The 17,640-nt window shown below is 41.5% G+C and carries 21 protein-coding genes; 7 read left to right on the top strand and 14 right to left on the bottom strand.

Annotated elements, in window-relative coordinates; genetic code table 11:
- Window positions 1-362: 362 nt before the first annotated feature.
- The 11 genes from B3R79_RS05460 to B3R79_RS05510 all read right to left on the bottom strand — a co-directional run bounded on the left by B3R79_RS05460 (window position 363) and on the right by B3R79_RS05510 (window position 6,708).
- Window positions 363-566, bottom strand: a complete 204-nt coding sequence (locus tag B3R79_RS05460; protein WP_293695419.1) for a cold-shock protein — start codon at window positions 564-566, stop codon at window positions 363-365.
- Window positions 567-774: 208 nt separating this feature from the next.
- Window positions 775-1,197: a sigma factor-like helix-turn-helix DNA-binding protein gene (locus B3R79_RS05465; protein ID WP_293695422.1), complete on the bottom strand. Its 423-nt coding sequence runs from the start codon at window positions 1,195-1,197 to the stop codon at window positions 775-777.
- Between the two features lie 331 nt (window positions 1,198-1,528).
- Window positions 1,529-1,936 carry an arsenate reductase ArsC gene (locus B3R79_RS05470; RefSeq protein WP_168261378.1) on the bottom strand — a complete coding sequence of 136 codons (408 nt, stop codon included), beginning with the start codon at window positions 1,934-1,936 and terminating at the stop codon, window positions 1,529-1,531.
- Window positions 1,937-1,939: 3 nt separating this feature from the next.
- Window positions 1,940-2,284 carry a thioredoxin family protein gene (locus B3R79_RS05475; RefSeq protein WP_168261379.1) on the bottom strand — a complete coding sequence of 115 codons (345 nt, stop codon included), beginning with the start codon at window positions 2,282-2,284 and terminating at the stop codon, window positions 1,940-1,942.
- Between the two features lie 17 nt (window positions 2,285-2,301).
- Complete coding sequence (locus tag B3R79_RS05480; RefSeq protein WP_293695429.1) at window positions 2,302-3,303, bottom strand: permease; 1,002 nt, start codon at window positions 3,301-3,303, stop codon at window positions 2,302-2,304.
- A gap of 121 nt (window positions 3,304-3,424) precedes the next feature.
- Complete coding sequence (locus B3R79_RS05485) at window positions 3,425-3,712, bottom strand: ArsR/SmtB family transcription factor (RefSeq protein WP_293695432.1); 288 nt, start codon at window positions 3,710-3,712, stop codon at window positions 3,425-3,427.
- 247 nt (window positions 3,713-3,959) lie between these two features.
- The gene (locus B3R79_RS05490; RefSeq protein WP_293695435.1) at window positions 3,960-4,172 is read right to left on the bottom strand and encodes a hypothetical protein; all 213 of its coding nucleotides are present in this window, start codon (window positions 4,170-4,172) and stop codon (window positions 3,960-3,962) included.
- A gap of 78 nt (window positions 4,173-4,250) precedes the next feature.
- Window positions 4,251-4,742 carry a ParB/RepB/Spo0J family partition protein gene (locus tag B3R79_RS05495; RefSeq protein ID WP_293695438.1) on the bottom strand — a complete coding sequence of 164 codons (492 nt, stop codon included), beginning with the start codon at window positions 4,740-4,742 and terminating at the stop codon, window positions 4,251-4,253.
- Between the two features lie 24 nt (window positions 4,743-4,766).
- Window positions 4,767-5,249, bottom strand: a complete 483-nt coding sequence (locus B3R79_RS05500) for a hypothetical protein (RefSeq protein WP_293695441.1) — start codon at window positions 5,247-5,249, stop codon at window positions 4,767-4,769.
- 178 nt (window positions 5,250-5,427) lie between these two features.
- On the bottom strand, window positions 5,428-5,622 hold the full coding sequence (locus tag B3R79_RS05505) for a hypothetical protein (RefSeq protein WP_168261382.1): 195 nt from the start codon (window positions 5,620-5,622) through the stop codon (window positions 5,428-5,430).
- Between the two features lie 300 nt (window positions 5,623-5,922).
- Window positions 5,923-6,708 carry a phage/plasmid primase, P4 family gene (locus B3R79_RS05510; RefSeq protein WP_349677282.1) on the bottom strand — a complete coding sequence of 262 codons (786 nt, stop codon included), beginning with the start codon at window positions 6,706-6,708 and terminating at the stop codon, window positions 5,923-5,925.
- Window positions 6,709-6,863: 155 nt separating this feature from the next.
- On the opposite strand from B3R79_RS05510, the gene B3R79_RS05515 reads away from it, so the two are divergent.
- The gene (locus B3R79_RS05515; protein WP_154455085.1) at window positions 6,864-7,430 is read left to right on the top strand and encodes a LysM peptidoglycan-binding domain-containing protein; all 567 of its coding nucleotides are present in this window, start codon (window positions 6,864-6,866) and stop codon (window positions 7,428-7,430) included.
- A 104-nt stretch (window positions 7,431-7,534) separates the two neighbouring features.
- Here the strand turns inward: B3R79_RS05515 and B3R79_RS05520 are convergent, their stop codons facing one another.
- The 3 genes from B3R79_RS05520 to sdaAB form a co-directional block, all read right to left on the bottom strand.
- On the bottom strand, window positions 7,535-8,173 hold the full coding sequence (locus B3R79_RS05520) for an HAD hydrolase-like protein (protein ID WP_154455086.1): 639 nt from the start codon (window positions 8,171-8,173) through the stop codon (window positions 7,535-7,537).
- Window positions 8,174-8,260: 87 nt separating this feature from the next.
- Window positions 8,261-9,133, bottom strand: coding sequence for an L-serine ammonia-lyase, iron-sulfur-dependent, subunit alpha (gene sdaAA / locus B3R79_RS05525; protein WP_154455087.1), 873 nt, complete (start codon window positions 9,131-9,133; stop codon window positions 8,261-8,263).
- A gap of 11 nt (window positions 9,134-9,144) precedes the next feature.
- A complete protein-coding gene (gene sdaAB, locus B3R79_RS05530; protein WP_154455088.1) occupies window positions 9,145-9,816 on the bottom strand; it encodes an L-serine ammonia-lyase, iron-sulfur-dependent subunit beta in 672 nt (223 codons plus the stop codon).
- Window positions 9,817-10,053: 237 nt separating this feature from the next.
- On the opposite strand from sdaAB, the gene mnmA reads away from it, so the two are divergent.
- From mnmA to B3R79_RS05560, 6 genes are all read left to right on the top strand, one after another.
- Window positions 10,054-11,175 carry a tRNA 2-thiouridine(34) synthase MnmA gene (gene mnmA / locus B3R79_RS05535; protein WP_154455089.1) on the top strand — a complete coding sequence of 374 codons (1,122 nt, stop codon included), beginning with the start codon at window positions 10,054-10,056 and terminating at the stop codon, window positions 11,173-11,175.
- A 256-nt stretch (window positions 11,176-11,431) separates the two neighbouring features.
- The gene (gene mnmG, locus B3R79_RS05540) at window positions 11,432-13,336 is read left to right on the top strand and encodes a tRNA uridine-5-carboxymethylaminomethyl(34) synthesis enzyme MnmG (RefSeq protein WP_168261383.1); all 1,905 of its coding nucleotides are present in this window, start codon (window positions 11,432-11,434) and stop codon (window positions 13,334-13,336) included.
- 84 nt (window positions 13,337-13,420) lie between these two features.
- Complete coding sequence (locus B3R79_RS05545) at window positions 13,421-15,400, top strand: DHH family phosphoesterase (RefSeq protein WP_293695445.1); 1,980 nt, start codon at window positions 13,421-13,423, stop codon at window positions 15,398-15,400.
- Window positions 15,397-15,849 (top strand): 50S ribosomal protein L9, encoded by a 453-nt coding sequence (rplI, locus tag B3R79_RS05550; RefSeq protein ID WP_293695447.1) that lies wholly within the window; start codon window positions 15,397-15,399, stop codon window positions 15,847-15,849. The genes B3R79_RS05545 and rplI overlap by 4 nt, the downstream gene beginning before the upstream one ends.
- A 36-nt stretch (window positions 15,850-15,885) precedes the next feature.
- Window positions 15,886-17,250: a replicative DNA helicase gene (dnaB, locus tag B3R79_RS05555; RefSeq protein WP_154455093.1), complete on the top strand. Its 1,365-nt coding sequence runs from the start codon at window positions 15,886-15,888 to the stop codon at window positions 17,248-17,250.
- A 27-nt stretch (window positions 17,251-17,277) separates the two neighbouring features.
- Complete coding sequence (locus B3R79_RS05560; protein ID WP_154455094.1) at window positions 17,278-17,550, top strand: Veg family protein; 273 nt, start codon at window positions 17,278-17,280, stop codon at window positions 17,548-17,550.
- Window positions 17,551-17,640: the final 90 nt, after the last annotated feature.

Raw genomic sequence — 17,640 nt, forward strand, 5'->3', positions numbered from 1 at the left:
AGAAAGTTAACTGGTAAACAAAATACAATCAAAATGAGGTTTTTTGAGGTTATATGACACCCCTTAAAAATCTGAAAAATTGGCGCGTGGTACAAGCGAACACCTTGTGGTGGCTCTCCTTGGCACGAGAAGGGGGGGCGGGGGTCATTTAAACACTTGTATAATATAATTATATTTCCGAGTATTAAAACGCCATACAGGGGATTTTAGAAGGGTTCTCGGACGTGCTGAATATTTTAAAAAGGGAAAATCACGCGCAAAAGAGGGCAGCGTTGTTATATCCGAACAACAATATATCCCGATAAAAATTTAAGGGTATTTCCGAATAAAAAAGAAGCTATCAAAATAGCTCCCCTTAAACGTTAAGAAATTTTAATAATATTGACTGCTTGAAGTCCGCGTTCTTCTTGTTCAACGTCAAATTGAACTTTCTGACCGTCCTCTAAAGATTTAAAACCATTAGATTTAATTTTAGAAAAGTGTGCGAACAGATCAGCCCCATTTTCTTGAGAGATAAAGCCAAAACCTTTATCCGCATCAAACCATTTTACTGTACCTTGTACCATTGAGTTACCTCTTTTTTATATAAATTTGTAAAAATATTCAAGAGGAAAAACAAAAAGATACTACTTATTACTTAAACCCCAAATCTTATTTACATTCATTACTTTAACAGTAAAGTCACTATAAGTCAAGACTAAACTCTCATTTACCAAATTATGGAAAGGAAATGTTCTCATAAGCCATTTCACTTTTCTGATATTTATTCCGGCATTACAGCTTGTTCTTCAAGATTTTTTCCATGTTCCGAAGTCCCCGCCGGATACTATCAGATACCCGGCTTTTAGCAACTCCTTCTGCCCGGGCAATATCAGTTACACTCATACCAAGAATGAAATGAGCATAAATGCGCTTTGCCTGTTTATTCGGCAGAGAGGACATAGCCGCATGGAGTTCCTTCATGGAAACTTTGCGTTCATAAATCTCATTGGGAGACAGGGCAAAGAAAATTGCCTCGTGTTCAATCCCATCTCCACGATCAAGAGAATAATAGGCTTTGTGCCGGTATGTACGTAGCCTGTAAGCGGCTTCTTTACGGTCAGCCTCCCGGAACATAGCGGCAATTTCTTCAGAAACTTCAATAAAACAATCGGATGTATAAAACGGGTAATAGTCCCGCAGATTGATCGTAGTCATAGAAACCTCCGTTTCGGTGTTGAGTGAACGAGTGACCGAAACGGGAGGGGGAGGTGAGCGACATCTGGTAATGACTTCGAGCCAATATGACCCGAAGTTTTTATATTTCCCAGAAAAATAAAAGAATTTTATATTTTCATGCCCATCATTCCCAAAAACAGAAAAAAGAGCATAAAAATCTCGACGGCTTTCTCCGGCGTTGGCTATACTTTGACAGCAAACGCTGGAGAAAAACGTCGAGAAAAAATGGGGCGGTATTTTATTCGGTGGTATTCCTCCCGGGGGAGGCGGTTCAAAAGGGGGATCGCCACATAGACACAGCTCCTTACTATTACCTTACGTCATTGAGTTGCTCCTTCAGTTTGAATATTTTTTTCTCAATGTTTTTAATCACTTCAATAAATACTTCATCAGTGTTTCCGGTGGGGTCATCCAGGCCCCAATCTTCTCTATATTTGCAAGGTAAATATGGGCAATTCACATTACATCCCATTGTAATCACAACATCTACCGGAGGAATATCCGATAAGAGTTTGCTTCGCTGTGTTTTTTCCATATCAATACCATAGAGCTGTTTCATAATGCGTACAGCATCCTGATTGATTTCTGGTTTTGTTTCAGTTCCTGCGGAATAGCTTTCAAATACATCAGAAGCATAATATTTTCCAAGAGCTTCGGCAATCTGGCTTCTGCAAGAATTATGAACACAGATAAATGCTACTTTTGGTTTTGCTTTCATCTGTTAACCTCTGACCTTTTGAATGAGTGCTTTAGCTTCGTCTTTCTTTAACACCTTGCCATAAGAAACGACTTTGCCGTCTACGACAAGAGCTGGCGTGGTCATAACTCCGTAAGCGGCAATCTGAGAAAAATCTGTCACATGGTCTATGGTTGTGTCCATGTTCAATTCCTCCAGTGCCGCATGAGTGGCTTCTTCTAACGCATGGCATTTAGCACAGCCAGATCCCAGCACTTTAACGCCGACAGTTCCTTTTGTGGCTTCTGCCTGCGCCATCTTCTCAGGCGTACAGCCACTCCCACAGCAACAGCTTTTTTGTTCTTCTTTCTTCTTACCAAACAGTCCCATAATAAAACTTCCTTAAATTATACTAAAATAAATTGTAACGCATTGAACAGATAACCGACGATTATAATACCAATCGCACAGATTGAAATAAATAAAGCCAGTAATTTAGGCTTAACGGCTTTACGGAGCATGATGAGGGAAGGCAAAGACAAAGTGGTAACGGCCATCATGAATGACAGCACTGTCCCAAGTTGTGCTCCTTTAGCAAGTAACGCTTCCGCAACAGGAATTGTTCCAAAAATATCCGCATACATGGGAATACCCACGATAGTTGCGAGAATAACACCAAAGGGATTGTTACTGCCAAGCACTGCTTCTATCCAGCTTTCCGGTATCCAGTTATGAATAAGAGCACCGATACCAACACCAACTAAAATGTAAGGAAACACTTTCTTAAATGTATCAAACATCTGCTCTTTTGCATAGGTTAAACGCTCACGTATTGTCAAATTAGGAGAGTCAATGTCTACGCTCCCTGCCGTAAGAACAAAACTTTCAATATGCTTTTCCATGTGTAGTTTCTCAATGAGTGAGCCGCCGATCACTGCAATGACAAGCCCGAGCACCACATAAACAATCGCTACTCTTGCACCAAAAATACTCATAAGCAGCACAAGACTTCCGAGATCAACCATCGGGGAAGAAATAAGAAACGAAAATGTCACTCCCAGCGGAAGTCCGGCACTGATAAACCCGATGAACAACGGAATAGACGAGCAGGAACAAAATGGTGTTACTGTTCCCAGCAGGGCAGAAATTATATTTGCCCAAATTCCATGAAATTGTCCTAAAATACGTTTGCTTCGTTCTGGAGGGAAGTAACTCTGAATATATGAGATAGCAAAAATCAATACACAAAGCAGAACTGTAATTTTCAGGACATCATAGATGAAAAAATGAACGCTGCCGCCTACACGTCCATTGACGTCTAACCCCAGCGCCGATAGCCCCATTCCGATGAGTTGATTGAGCCATTTCATGCCGAGCACCTGGTCTTGAATAAATTCCCATACGCCCATATAAAAACCTCACTTTCTATTTGTTGAAAAATGTATCAAAATTTTTTGATGTATTTTCCCAAAAGAAACACCATCCGTATTTAGATGGCGTTTTCTATCCGCAATAGGGACAGTTTGTCTTTTATTCATTATCAGGAGTTGTTAATTTTTTCAGCAATTCAACCGCCTTGTCTCTGCCAGAAGAACTCAAACAGTAGTGTGTCCATTTTCCCTCTTGCCGACTGACAACAATACCGGAGTCACAGAGAATTTTCATGTGATAGGAGAGGCCAGACTGAGTTAAGTCTAACGGCTCCTGTAAAACGCAGGCACATTTTTCGCCGCCTCTCAACTGTTCCAGAATTGCAAGGCGTTTTGGTTCACAAAGTGCCTTAAACACTTTCGCTTGCTCCTGATATTCTGTTCCCATGTTTTCACCTCACATCAAATTATTTTGATATGACTATTGTATGCACTTAATACCAGATTGTCAAGAGGTTTTTGTCGCCAAAATTTTCAAAATATGCAATATTGGGGCAGAGTCGCTAAATGGCAAGCAATGCCTTTATGGCCACAGACCACAAACGCCGCTTGTTGGGGTCCGCCCCAAACCCGGTAGCTTCGGGCCATATTGGCCCGAAGTGATCGCGTCGCTTTGCTCCTTATTTCTCATACCCTCAACGCTCCATTTCTTTCTTCTTTGCCTGCGCCTGGGACGGGGAGGACTGTTGGCTGTCGATGGCAACGGCGATATAGTTCTGGTTCTTCTTGCTGATATAGGAGAGCTCCACGGCAGTCGTGAAACCCAGCTTCTTTGCGTCCATGAGAGCCATCAGGTCAGGGACAAGCTCATTGAGCCGGATATACCACTGTACTTGCTTGACCGCCATCTTGTTCCTTTCGGCCACTATCTCATTGGAGCGTTTGCCCGCGTCCTTCGGGTCAATCTGGCTCGAAGTGCGGGAACCCTAGTGCTTGATGGCTTCAAGCTGCATTTTCAGCGCCTTTGCCCGCTCACTGGGAAGGATTTCTTCACGCTGGTTTAAGTTGCCCTCAACCATTTGCGTGATGGCCTCGTCGTCCGTCAGGTTGCGGACGATACAGGGCATATCGGTATACCCAGCAAGTTTGCTGGCCTTCTGGCGTCGGTGGCCGGAGACAATTTCATAGCCGCCATCCTCCCGTGGACGGACAATAGCGGGCTGGGTGACACCCTTGTCCTTGACGCTTGACACCATCACCCGCATTTCCTCATCATCCCGAACCTGGAACGGGTGGTTCTTAAAAGCGTGGAGTTCGTTCAGTTTGATATAGACGATCTGTTCCTCCCCACGGCGGGGCGCCTCTTTGGGCGGCTCCTGTGGCTTCGGCTGTTCCGGGGCCGGAGGCTTCACAGTGGCAGAGCCCTTGTCCGTTGCCTTTTTCGGAGCGGCAGCTTTCGGGGCTTTTTCCTTGCCCACGGCGGTCTTGTCCGCCGGTTCCTTTCAGATGGAAGTTTTCTTCTTGTCCGCAGGCTCTTTTGCCGGAGCGGCCTTTTTCTTGTCTGCCGGAGCTTTCGCTTGTGCCTCCTTCGGAGGACGGCCCCTGCGCTTCGGCGGCTCCGCTGTTTTGTCAGGCTCCTTCTTTACAGCCTTATCTGGATTTTCGGGTTCCTTTCCCTTATCCAGGACAGGGGCCGACTTATCCGGCGTTTTTCCTTTTTCCGCCGCCTTTTTCTCGGCCATAATTTCCGAAAAGTTGTAGATGGAAACATTTGGGCCTTTCTCTGCACCTGCTTTCTCGGGAGTGGAAGCCACCTTCCCCTTTGGTGGGGTGGATTTGTCTGCGGCCTGCTCCGGAGGCTTCTGTTCCGGGGTGAGCGGTTCAGCTTTCACAGGTTCCTTGACGGGAGCCTGTTCCGGGGGCTTGTCCGGCCCGGTGTCCGGCGTTGCCGTCTCCGGGGCTTTTGTGGTTTTATCATCTGGCATACACGTTTACCTCCTGATTTTGGGCATGAAAAAAGGGGCCTGACTTTTCATCAGGCCCCGGTGGGGTAGTTCCTCCTTTCTTGCCAAGATACAAAAATACCGCCCGTAGTCTCGTTTGGGCGGTACTTTGTATAAGGTTGGCAGTTCAATTTTTGTAAATTTATCGTGTATGCCCTTGTCAACCGTTGCTTACCTCCTCATATGTAACCATGATATTATCACCATAAGCTTGTACACTGCTCACTTTCTTGTCAGCCATGAACTCATTTACTCTGACTTCTAGTTCCTCATTATTTTCTCTTCTAGATTTTGCTATGCCATTGCTGTAAAAACCCTCAGAGATTACCTCATGTTTGAATAGTTTGATTTTCATTTGTTTTTGTCCTTTCTGTTTGTATTTATTCTTTTTTAGTATTTTTAGCACGGTTAGCCCACTTGTAAAACTACTGTACTAAAAAATAAACGCTGATGTATCAAGGGTTTAGCACGGTTAGCACGAAAAACACACTTTTTTTCAAAAAGTTTTTCCCGCATACTTTTTTTATTTATTTTATTTTTATGTATTAATATTATTTTTTAGTGTACTAACTGTGCTAAGTGTACTAAAGTATCGATATTAAAGGCTTTTTAATTTTTTATACTGTACTAAACCTGTGCTAGAACCGTGCTAAAATTAACCCCTTCCATACCCGCGCTCTTTTTTACTTTTCTTTCGGTTTTTTTCGTGCTCTCTACCATTGTAATACTCCCCAAAATGCCAAGGGTTTAAAACCAACTTAGGGTTAAAATCATTATGAAATTTTTTCCCTTTGGGGATAGTTACCTCTTTTGGTCTAAAGGACTTAGGTAACAATGTTTTTATCTGTTTATGTAAGGCGACTTCGTTCAAAAAGTATTTCATGTTTTGGTGTTGCTTGCAATAAGCTTTAAAGCATTCAAAAACATATCCATTAGGTACATACTTGCATTGAATAACGTCATCATTGAAAAATCTATCTACAAAGTCCGCCACTGGGTTCATTTCTTTGTATTCTTCGTTAAGAAAATCTATTGACCTTTGGGGCTCAATGTCTTTAAATGGTGTTTCAATGGCAAGCTTGACAAGGTATTCTAACACTTCGGGGCGATTAATATAGTTATTCTTAATTCTCTTATCTGGTTTCCCTTTTAGTTCGCTAAATGACAGCACTCTAAAACGTCTATCAATGGCGTTTTTATCTGCGTTCATTCTTGGAAAACCGTTAGATGACTGCACAACGGTCATTTTTAAGCGCGTGGTATATGGTCTTTTTCCTTTATCCTCTATCCTAATCGGGTCACCCGTTGCAAGACTGAACACAATAGAAGTATCTTTTATAATCACGTCTCTTTGAACGTCATCACCAATAACTACAGACTTACCAATAAGAATAGAAGTATCAAAGAGCCCATTCTTTTCATCAATTTTATAACTAGCTATTTTTCCTTAAGTAAAGCTAAAACCTGTTTTTGAATGCGTTTTCTTTATGTTATATCAATCTTTTTGTAACATTCTTAACAAAAGACTAAAACGGAGGTAATATAAACCCTGTATTATATATCCTGTACTAAGTTAGAAATCAAAAGGAGCATATAATGCAAAACAATATTTTAAAAACAAAATCTAAATCAGTTAAGTTAGGAGTTGCTGGTGCAGCATTCGCAGCGGCTTTATTGGCCCCATCAGTAGCTAAAGCTGATTCTTATACTGTTCAATCAGGAGATACTCTTTCTAAGATTGCCTCAGCACACAACACAACAGTTGACTACTTGGCATCAGTAAACGGTATTTCTGATATCCACTTCATCACTGTTGGTCAAACAATTGAATTGGACGCAGCAGCAGCGCCTGCACAAACAGCTAGCGAAACACCTGCTGTTGAAGCATCTGCACCTGCAGCAACTACAACAACTTCAAGCTACTCATCATCACTTAGCTCATCAGATGCAGCAGCGAAAGAAACAATCGCACAACGTGAATCAAGCGGTAGCTACACAGCACAAAACGGACAATACTATGGTCGTTACCAATTGACTTCATCTTATCTTAACGGTGACCTTTCACCTGAAAACCAAGAACGCGTTGCAGACGCTTATGTAGCAAGCCGCTACGGTTCATGGTCAGCAGCCTTGGCTTTCTGGAATGCTAACGGTTGGTACTAAGATAAGTATCATAGATAAATCAAAAAGAAGGTTATTGCAACCTTCTTTTTTTGCTATTGATAATGTTACAAAAAAGCAACCTAAGAAAAGGTTGCTTTTAACTATTATTGTAAATCTTGAAGAGCTTTTGGCACATCTTGTGGCGTTTGGCAGATGGTTTCTGCATCATGTTCTTTCAAACTCTCGCTACTACCAAAGCCCCAAGTTACCCCAATAGTACGGATACCTGTTTCTTTTCCACCAATCATATCAAATTTGGTATCCCCGATAATAGCCGTTGTATCAAGTGGGAGTTGGTGGTCTTTGAGGCAGGTTGCAATCACATCAGCTTTATGAAAATGTTCAGGCGTAGAGCCATAAACTTGTTTGAAATACTTCATAATGCCAAGTTCTGTCAACATGAGTTGGGCCATGGGTTCATGCTTACTGGTTGTGACGTATAAAGAGTAGCCTAGGCGATTTAATTCCTCCAACAAGTCAGCAATCCCAGGATAAAGTGAAACTTGGTGGACACCTTTTTGATTATAGTACTCACGAAACGTTTGTATGGCACGGTCAATATCATCTTTTTCTGTGAAATATTGGGCAAAAGTGACTTCCAAAGGTGGACCAATAAATGTTGACAATTCTTTATCTGTTAGTAAAGGAAGTTGTAATCGTTCAAAAGCAAAATGAAAGGCAGCAAGAATGCCAGGACTAGAATTTACCAATGTTCCATCGAGGTCGAATAAAACAGATGTCATATTTACTCCTTTGTAAACTGTGTCAACTTTGTATTGACAACTATGTCAAGTTAGATGTTTTGGTATCGAAATACTAAAATATCTAACTTAATCCCCAAAAATCTGAGCTTGTAAGCGTCGTCCAGTTGGTGTGGCTGCTAGACCGCCTTCTGCAGTTTCACGGAAAGCTGTCGGTAGGCTTGAACCAACTTGATACATGGCATCGACAACTTCATCCACTGGAATTTGTGATTCGATACCAGCCAAGGCCATATCAGCGGCAACGAGGGCAAAACTAGAACCTAGAGCATTACGTTTGACACAAGGAACCTCTACCAGACCAGCAACAGGGTCACAAATAAGCCCAAGCATATTCTTAATGACAAAGGCAACCGCTTGGCTGGCTTGAAAGGCAGAACCACCAGCAGCTTGAACCAAGGCAGCCGCACTCATGGCAGAGGCAGAGCCAACTTCCGCTTGACACCCTCCTTCGGCACCTGAAATAGAAGCGTTATTTCCAATAACAAGGCCAAAAGCTCCAGCCGTAAACAAGAAGTCTAGCTGCTCTTTTTCAGAAAGATTGAGTTTGTCAATCGCTGTTGTTAAAACAGCTGGTAAACAACCAGCAGACCCCGCAGTCGGTGTGGCACAAACCAGTCCCATTTTGGCATTCAGTTCATTAACGGCAATGGCATTGCGAACGGCTGTCAGAACAGTGGTGTCAGATAGGGTTTTACCAGATTTGAGATAGGCGTCCATTTTGACGGCATCTCCCCCAGTTAATCCGCTGATGGATTTGCTTGGCGTTAAGCCGTCGATGACAGATTGTTTCATGACTTCGAGGTTGCGTGTCATGATATGCAAAATTTCGTCACGACTGCGACCGCTCAATTCCATTTCCGTAGCAATCATCAATTCGGCAATATGACCGTCGAAACGACTGTTAGCTTGTTCGACCAGTTCTTTTATAGAATAAAACATACCTCTCCTTTTTAATCAAAGAAATTAACATTGTGTAAATGTGGAATTTGTTGAATCTTCTCAACGGCTTCATGACAGTCGCGTGAGTCCACTTCAATAATCATAATAGCTTTTTCTCCCGCACTTTCACGCGTCACGTTCATTTGAGCAATATTGATATGATAGGCTGAGAGAATATCGGTAACCTTGGCAATCATTCCAGGAATGTCTTGGTGAACAATAATCAAGGTTGGTGTGTTCATCTTCAGAGATACCGAAAAACCATTTAGCTCGGTGACCTCGATATTTCCTCCGCCGATGGATACACCCGTAATACTCATGGTTTTATCGCCTTTTTCCACAGTGATTTTCGCTGTGTTGGGGTGTGGCGCATTGCTATCTTTGAGAATATCCCAATAAATGCGGATACCTTTTTGATGCGCAATCTCTAGTGAGTTTTTAATGTCAGGATTGTCGGTATCCATTCCAAGAATACCTGCTACTAAAGCTTTATCTGTTCCGTGTCCACGGTAGGTTTTGGCAAATGAATTGTACAGATGAAAGGTCACTGTGTCAGGAATTTCTCCAAAAATCGAGTTGACGACTTTTCCAATACGAACAGCCCCAGCCGTGTGGCTACTTGAAGGACCAATCATCACAGGACCAATAATATCAAATACAGATTGGAATTTAAGGTTTTTCATGCGAACTCCTTTGTTAATCTATGCTTTCTTATTATAACAGAGGAATGAAAAAGGGTAAACGATGTTAAAAGAGAAAAGCTTTGTCATTAAGGGTAAAAGACTTACAGAAATACTATTTCATGGTATAATAGAAGTTGCGTGGTTTCACGCATTCAAAATCGACCTTCAAATCGATTTTTGAAAAACTGGGCCCTTCAAGCCTATGTTGGAAAAAAATATCTTGATGGGAGGATTATCATGACAGATAATTCAAAAACACGTGTTGTTGTCGGTATGAGTGGAGGCGTTGATTCGTCAGTGACAGCTTTGCTTTTAAAAGAGCAAGGTTATGATGTTATTGGTGTTTTCATGAAAAACTGGGACGACACAGACGAATTCGGTGTCTGTACGGCAACCGAAGATTACAAAGACGTAGCAGCTGTTGCTGACCAAATCGGCATTCCTTACTACTCTGTAAACTTTGAAAAAGAGTATTGGGATCGCGTTTTCGAGTATTTCTTAGCAGAATACCGAGCAGGACGCACACCAAATCCAGACGTGATGTGTAACAAGGAAATTAAATTTAAGGCCTTTCTTGATTATGCCATGACGCTTGGAGCTGATTATGTAGCAACTGGACATTATGCCCAAGTTTCTCGTGATGAAGACGGTACTGTTCATATGCTACGTGGGGCCGATAATAACAAAGACCAAACTTACTTCTTGAGTCAATTATCACAAGAACAATTGCAAAAAGTGATGTTCCCTCTTGGGCATTTGGAAAAACCTGAAGTTCGTAAAATTGCAGAACGTGCAGGACTTGCCACAGCCAAGAAAAAAGATTCAACAGGCATTTGTTTTATCGGTGAAAAGAACTTCAAAGAATTCCTTAGTCATTATTTGCCAGCGCAAAAAGGTTGTATGATGACAGTTGATGGTCGTGATATGGGCGAACACGCTGGTTTGATGTATTATACTATTGGTCAACGTGGCGGCCTTGGTATCGGTGGACAACAAGGTGGCGATAACCAACCTTGGTTTGTTGTCGGAAAAGATTTGTCACAAAACATTCTTTACGTTGGTCAAGGTTTCTACCATGAATCACTCATGTCAACTAGCCTTGACGCTTCAAGCGTTCATTTTACACGTGAAATGCCTGAAGAATTTACAATGGAAGTGACGGCCAAATTCCGTTACCGTCAACCAGACTCAAAAGTGACGGTTCATGTAAAAGGGGACAAGGCAGAAGTTGTCTTTGCTGAACCACAACGTGCCATCACACCAGGCCAAGCCGTTGTTTTCTATGACGGTGAAGAATGCCTAGGCGGCGGTATCATTGATATGGCCTATAAAAATGGCGTTGCTTGCCAATACATTTAGTTGACAAGTCTGTAAAGTAAGTTGCTAACAAAATGGTTAAAATAATCAGCAAGATATTTGACATTTGAAACTGATTTGATACAATAACCATAACAATATTCATGATGGTCAAAGCTCATGAGAATGGTACGTTTTTTGACGTGCGATTTTCGAGGCTTTGGCTGTTTTTTGTGTTTTTAGTCATTTGATTTTAGTTGGAAAGGAAAGCTTTTCGTAAACATTGCTGAAGGATGTTTACGTGATATTGTGGTGAACCATGACACATGAATTTTCTGAACATTATGATGTAATTGTTGTTGGTGCTGGGCATGCTGGTGTTGAAGCGAGTTTGGCATCAGCTCGTATGGGGTGTAAAACCCTGCTAGCGACCATTAACCTAGAGATGTTGGCTTTTATGCCATGTAACCCTGCCATTGGTGGCTCTGCAAAAGGGATTGTCGTCCGTGAAATTGACGCTCTTGGCGGTGAAATGGGACGAAATATTGACAAAACCTATATTCAGATGAAAATGCTCAACACAGGTAAAGGTCCTGCTGTGCGTGCCCTTCGTGCCCAAGCGGACAAAGCTCTTTACTCTCAAACAATGAAACATACCGTTGAGCAACAAGAAAACTTGACATTGCGTCAATCGATGATTGAGGAAATTTTGGTTGAAGATGGCAAAGTTGTTGGGGTGCGTACAGCGACAAATCAGAAATTTTCAGCTAAGGCTGTGATCATCACAACAGGAACTGCTCTTCGTGGGGAAATTATTTTAGGAGAGTTGAAATATTCATCTGGTCCAAATAATAGCTTGGCTTCTGTTGGGTTGGCGGATAATTTGAAAGAACTTGGGCTTGAAATTGGACGTTTCAAAACAGGAACACCACCGCGTGTGAAGGCAAGTTCTATTAATTACGATGAAACCGAGATTCAACCTGGAGATGAGAACCCAAATCATTTCTCATTTATGTCTAAGGATGAAAATTACCTGAAAGACCAAATTCCTTGCTGGTTGACCTACACCAACCAAGACAGTCACGATATTATCAATAAAAACCTTTATCGTGCACCGATGTTCTCAGGAATTGTCAAAGGGGTGGGACCTCGTTATTGCCCATCTATTGAAGATAAGATTGTGCGTTTTGCGGATAAAGAACGCCATCAGTTATTCTTAGAACCAGAAGGTCGTGAAACAGAGGAAGTGTATATTCAAGGCTTGTCAACCAGTCTGCCTGAAGATGTTCAAAAGGATTTGGTGCATTCTATCAAAGGTCTTGAAAATGCAGAAATGATGCGCACGGGTTATGCGATTGAGTACGATATTGTTTTGCCACACCAATTACGTGCAACCCTTGAAACAAAGACCATTTCAGGTTTGTTTACAGCAGGTCAAACTAACGGAACATCTGGTTATGAAGAAGCCGCTGGGCAAGGAATTGTAGCTGGTATCAATGCTGCCTTGAAAGTCCAAGGAAAACCAGAATTGATTTTGAAACGCAGTGACGCCTACATTGGCGTTATGATTGATGATTTGGTTACAAAAGGGACTTTGGAACCTTACCGTTTGTTGACTAGCCGTGCAGAATACCGCTTGATTTTGCGTCATGATAATGCTGATATGCGTTTGACAGAAATCGGTCATCGTGTTGGATTGGTAGATTATGACCGTTACCAACGTTTCCAAGAGCGTAAACGTCAATTTGACAACGAGTTGACAAGATTGTCAACTGTTAAATTAAAACCTATCAAAGAAACCAACGAACGCATTGAAGCATTAGGATTTAAACCTTTAACAGATGCCTTAACAGCCAAAGAATTCATGCGTCGTCCTGAAATCACTTATGACATTGCCACAAGCTTTGTCGGACCAGCTGAGGAAGAATTGGATAGCAAAGTTATTGAACTGTTAGAAACTGAAATCAAGTATGAAGGTTACATCAATAAAGCTCTCGACCAAGTCGAAAAGATGAAACGAATGGAAGAAAAACGCATTCCAGCCAATATTGATTGGGATGACATTGATTCTATTGCGACAGAAGCCCGTCAAAAATTCAAGAAAATCAATCCAGAAACCATCGGTCAAGCTAGTCGTATTTCAGGGGTGAATCCAGCTGATATTTCTATTTTGATGGTATATCTGGAAGGCAAACAAAAACGCTATAAACACTCACAAAATTAAGACTATATTTTTCAATCTCTTAGCCTAACAGCTCTACTAAATAGGGCTGTTTTATGGTATAATAACATACTAAGAGGTTATTCAATGAAAAGATTTCGATTTGCAACCATTCATTTGGTGATGATAGGCTTCATTTTATTTAGTATTTTAGCGATTTGCATTAGGCTTGCTCATACACAAACACCTATTTTGCTCGCTAGTTTTTTGGTCGTGCTTTCACTTGTTGCGCTTTTGTATTACCAAAAAGAAAGCTATGAGTTTTCAGAGTTGGAACAAGTTGAGCTATTAAATGACCAGACTGAGGTCAATTTAAAGAATTTGTTGGAACAAATGCCTGTTGGTGTGGTTCAATTTGACCAAGAAACCAAAGAGGTGGAGTGGTTTAATCCCTATTCTGAGTTGATTTTTACTAGTGAGGAAGGGGAGTTTGAGGCAGATCTCATTCAAGAGATTATCAGCAACAAACGTGAAGGAGATGCCAGTCAAACCTTTGAGCTTAATGGTAACAAGTATTCTTCTTATATCGATTCGTCGTCTGGTATTTTTTACTTTTTTGACAGTTCGATGGGAAATCGCCAGTTGGGGGATGCTGCTTTGTTGCGTCCTGTAATTGGGATTATTTCGATTGATAACTATGATGATGTGACGGATGATTTATCAGATGCCGAAACGTCACAAATCAATAGTTTTATCGTTAATTTCATATCGAATTTTACAAAGACAAAGAATATCTTTTACCGTCGAGTGGATATGGACCGCTTTTATTTCTTTACAGATTATGCTGTTTTGAGCAGTTTAATTGAGGACAAATTTACCGTCTTAGAAGATTTTCGAAAGCAGGTAAAAGAATCGTATAAATTGCCTCTGACCTTGAGTATGGGGGTTTCTTATGGAGATGATAACCATGAGCAAATCGGTAGAATAGCCCTTCAAAATCTTAATACGGCCCTTGTTCGTGGGGGTGACCAAGTTGTTGTTTGCGAAAATGGTGAATATAAAAAACCCCTTTATTTTGGAGGTGGTTCGGTATCAACAGTTAAGCGAACACGGACACGGACACGTGCCATGATGACTGCTATTTCTGATCACATTAAAGGTGTTGACCGTGTGTTTACAGTGGGGCATAAAAACTTGGACATGGACGCTCTTGGAGCTGCTGTTGGGATGCAATTTTTTGCCAGCAATATCATCGAAGAGGCTTACGTAGTTTACGATCCCAACGAGATGAGCCCCGACATCAAGCGTGCCATTAAACGGCTGCAGGAAGAGGGTAGAACGAAATTGGTGACTGTGGATCAGGCTCTTCACATGGTAACGGAAAAGTCCCTTCTAATCATGGTGGATCACTCCAAAGTAGATTTGACCTTGTCAGATAGACTTTACAAGAAGTTTACAGATGTGATTGTTGTGGACCATCACCGCAGAGATAGTAATTTCCCAGAGAATGCGATACTATCTTTCATTGAAAGTGGTGCAAGCAGCGCGAGTGAATTGGTGAGTGAGCTGATTCAATTTCAGAATTCAAAGAGACGACTTAGTAAGTTTCAAGCTAGTATCTTAATGGCTGGTATCATGTTAGATACGAAGAATTTTTCAGCTAGCGTAACCAGCCGAACCTTTGATGTGGCTAGTTACCTCAGATCTCAAGGTAGCGATACCGTCGAAATTCAAAACATCTCTCAAACTGATTTTGAAGAATATCGTTTGGTAAATGAATTGATTCTTCGAGGGCGTAAGTTGTATGATAATATCATCATTGCAAGTGGTGAAGAGGGAACGATTTACAGTAAGGTTACAGCTAGTAAAGCTGCAGATACCATGTTATCCTTGGCTGGTATTGAAGCCACTTTTGTGATTGTAAAAGTTGCACCTGACAAGGTTGCTATTTCAGCCCGCAGTCGGAGCAAGATTAATGTGCAACGCATGATGGAAGAATTGGGGGGCGGAGGTCACTTTACCCTAGCTGCCTGTCAACTGTCAGATGTTACGGTTGCTCAAGCCGAGCAATCGTTGATTACCGTTATTGATAATGATTTAAAAGAAAATATGGAGGTTGCAAGATGAAAGTTATTTTTCTAGCAGACGTTAAAGGAAAAGGGAAAAAAGGGGAAATCAAAGAAGTCCCAACAGGCTATGCTCAAAACTTTTTGATTAAAAAGAACCTTGCTAAAGAAGCAACAAACCAAGCCATTGGCGAATTAAAAGGCAAACAAAAATCAGAAGAAAAAGCGCAAGCTGAAATTTTAGCAGAAGCCAAAGCTTTGAAAGTCGAACTTGAAAAAGAAAGCACAGTCGTGCAATTTTCTGAAAAAGTTGGTCCTGACGGACGCACTTTTGGTTCTATCACAGCTAAAAAAATCGTTGAAGAATTGGCAAAACAATACGGTCTGAAAGTTAACAAACGTGCTATTGCATTAGACCACCCAATTCGTGCGATTGGCATGATCGAAGTTTCTGTTAAATTGCACAAAGAGGTCAGTGCAGATATCAAATTGAACATCAAAGAAATGTAATCGGTTGTTGAAAAAGGCACGGGGAGGTGAAAAACATTGGCGGAGAATCTTGAATTAAGGGTTCAGCCACAAGATTTACTGGCAGAACAATCGGTTTTAGGTTCCATTTTTATTTCTCCAGACAAACTGATTACCGTTCGTGAGTATGTGAGCCCAGATGACTTTTACAAGTACGCCCATAAGATTATTTTTAAAGCCATGATTGCTCTTTCTGATCGCAATGAAGCCATTGATGCGACAACCGTTCGGACGATTTTAGACAATCAAGGGGACTTGCAAAATATCGGTGGCTTATCCTACATTGTTGAGTTGGTCAATAGTGTACCGACCAGTGCCAATGCGGAATATTATGCAAAGATTGTGGCTGAAAAAGCCACTTTGCGTAATATCATCGCACGCTTGACAGAAACTGTAAACCTTGCTTATGATGGAACGACTGATTCGGAAGAACTTATTGCTGGAGCTGAGAAAGCCTTGGTTGATATCAATGAGCATAGCAATCGCAGTGGTTTCCGACGTATTTCAGAGGTTTTGAAGGTGAATTATGAAAACCTTGAAGCGCGTTCGCATCAGACTAGCGAGGTGACGGGCTTGCCAACAGGTTTTCGTGATTTGGATAAGATTACAACAGGTTTACATCCAGATCAACTGGTCATTTTAGCGGCTCGTCCTGCGGTGGGGAAAACGGCTTTTGCCTTGAATATCGCTCAAAATGTTGGAACGAAACAAGAAAAGCCAGTTGCTATTTTCTCCTTGGAAATGGGAGCTGAAAGCTTGGTCGATCGTATGCTAGCAGCAGAAGGCATGGTCGATTCACACCATCTAAGAACTGGGCAACTCACTGATCAAGAGTGGAATAACCTAACGATTGCTCAAGGTGCTTTAGCCGAGGCACCTATTTATATTGACGACACACCAGGGATTAAAATCACTGAAATCAGGGCGCGTGCTAGAAAATTGGCGCAAGAATTTGATGAGGGGCTGGGCTTGATTGTCATTGACTACCTGCAGCTCATCACAGGAACTCGTCCTGAAAACAGACAACAAGAGGTTTCTGACATCTCACGTCAATTGAAGATTTTAGCAAAAGAATTAAAAGTTCCTGTTATTGCCTTGAGTCAGTTATCTCGTGGTGTTGAGCAACGTCAAGACAAACGTCCTGTTTTGTCAGACATTCGAGAATCTGGTTCTATCGAGCAAGATGCTGATATCGTGGCTTTCCTTTATCGTGATGATTACTACCGTCGTGAAGGGGAAGAGCAAGATGATGCTGTTGAGGATAACACCATCGAGGTTATCCTAGAGAAAAACCGCTCAGGTGCACGTGGAACAGTCAAACTAATCTTCCAAAAGGAATACAATAAATTTTCGAGTATTGCACCATTTGAGGAACGCAATTAAACCATTTAAAAGGAGTATGGTAATAAAATGAGTGATGCATTTGCAGATGTAGCCAAAATGAAAAAAATCAAAGAAGAAATCAAAGCCCATGAAGGTCAATTGGTTGAATTGACACTAGAAAATGGTCGCAAACGTGAAAAAAATAAAATCGGTCGTTTGACAGAAGTTTACCCATCGTTGTTCATCGTGGAATACAATGAAAACTCAGATGTTCCAGGTGCCATCAACAATTCTTACGTTGAATCATACACCTACTCAGATATTCTGACCGAAAAAACATTGATTCATTATTTTGATTAATCATTGATAGTTAGTAAGTGGTAAGAGTTTTTAGAATTAGCCTTCATAGCTAAACGTAGGAGAACAGGAGAAGCTGTTCTCTTTTCTACC

The sequence above is a fragment of the Streptococcus sp. UBA3373 genome, from assembly GCF_002360305.1.
Lineage (GTDB): Bacteria > Bacillota > Bacilli > Lactobacillales > Streptococcaceae > Streptococcus > Streptococcus alactolyticus.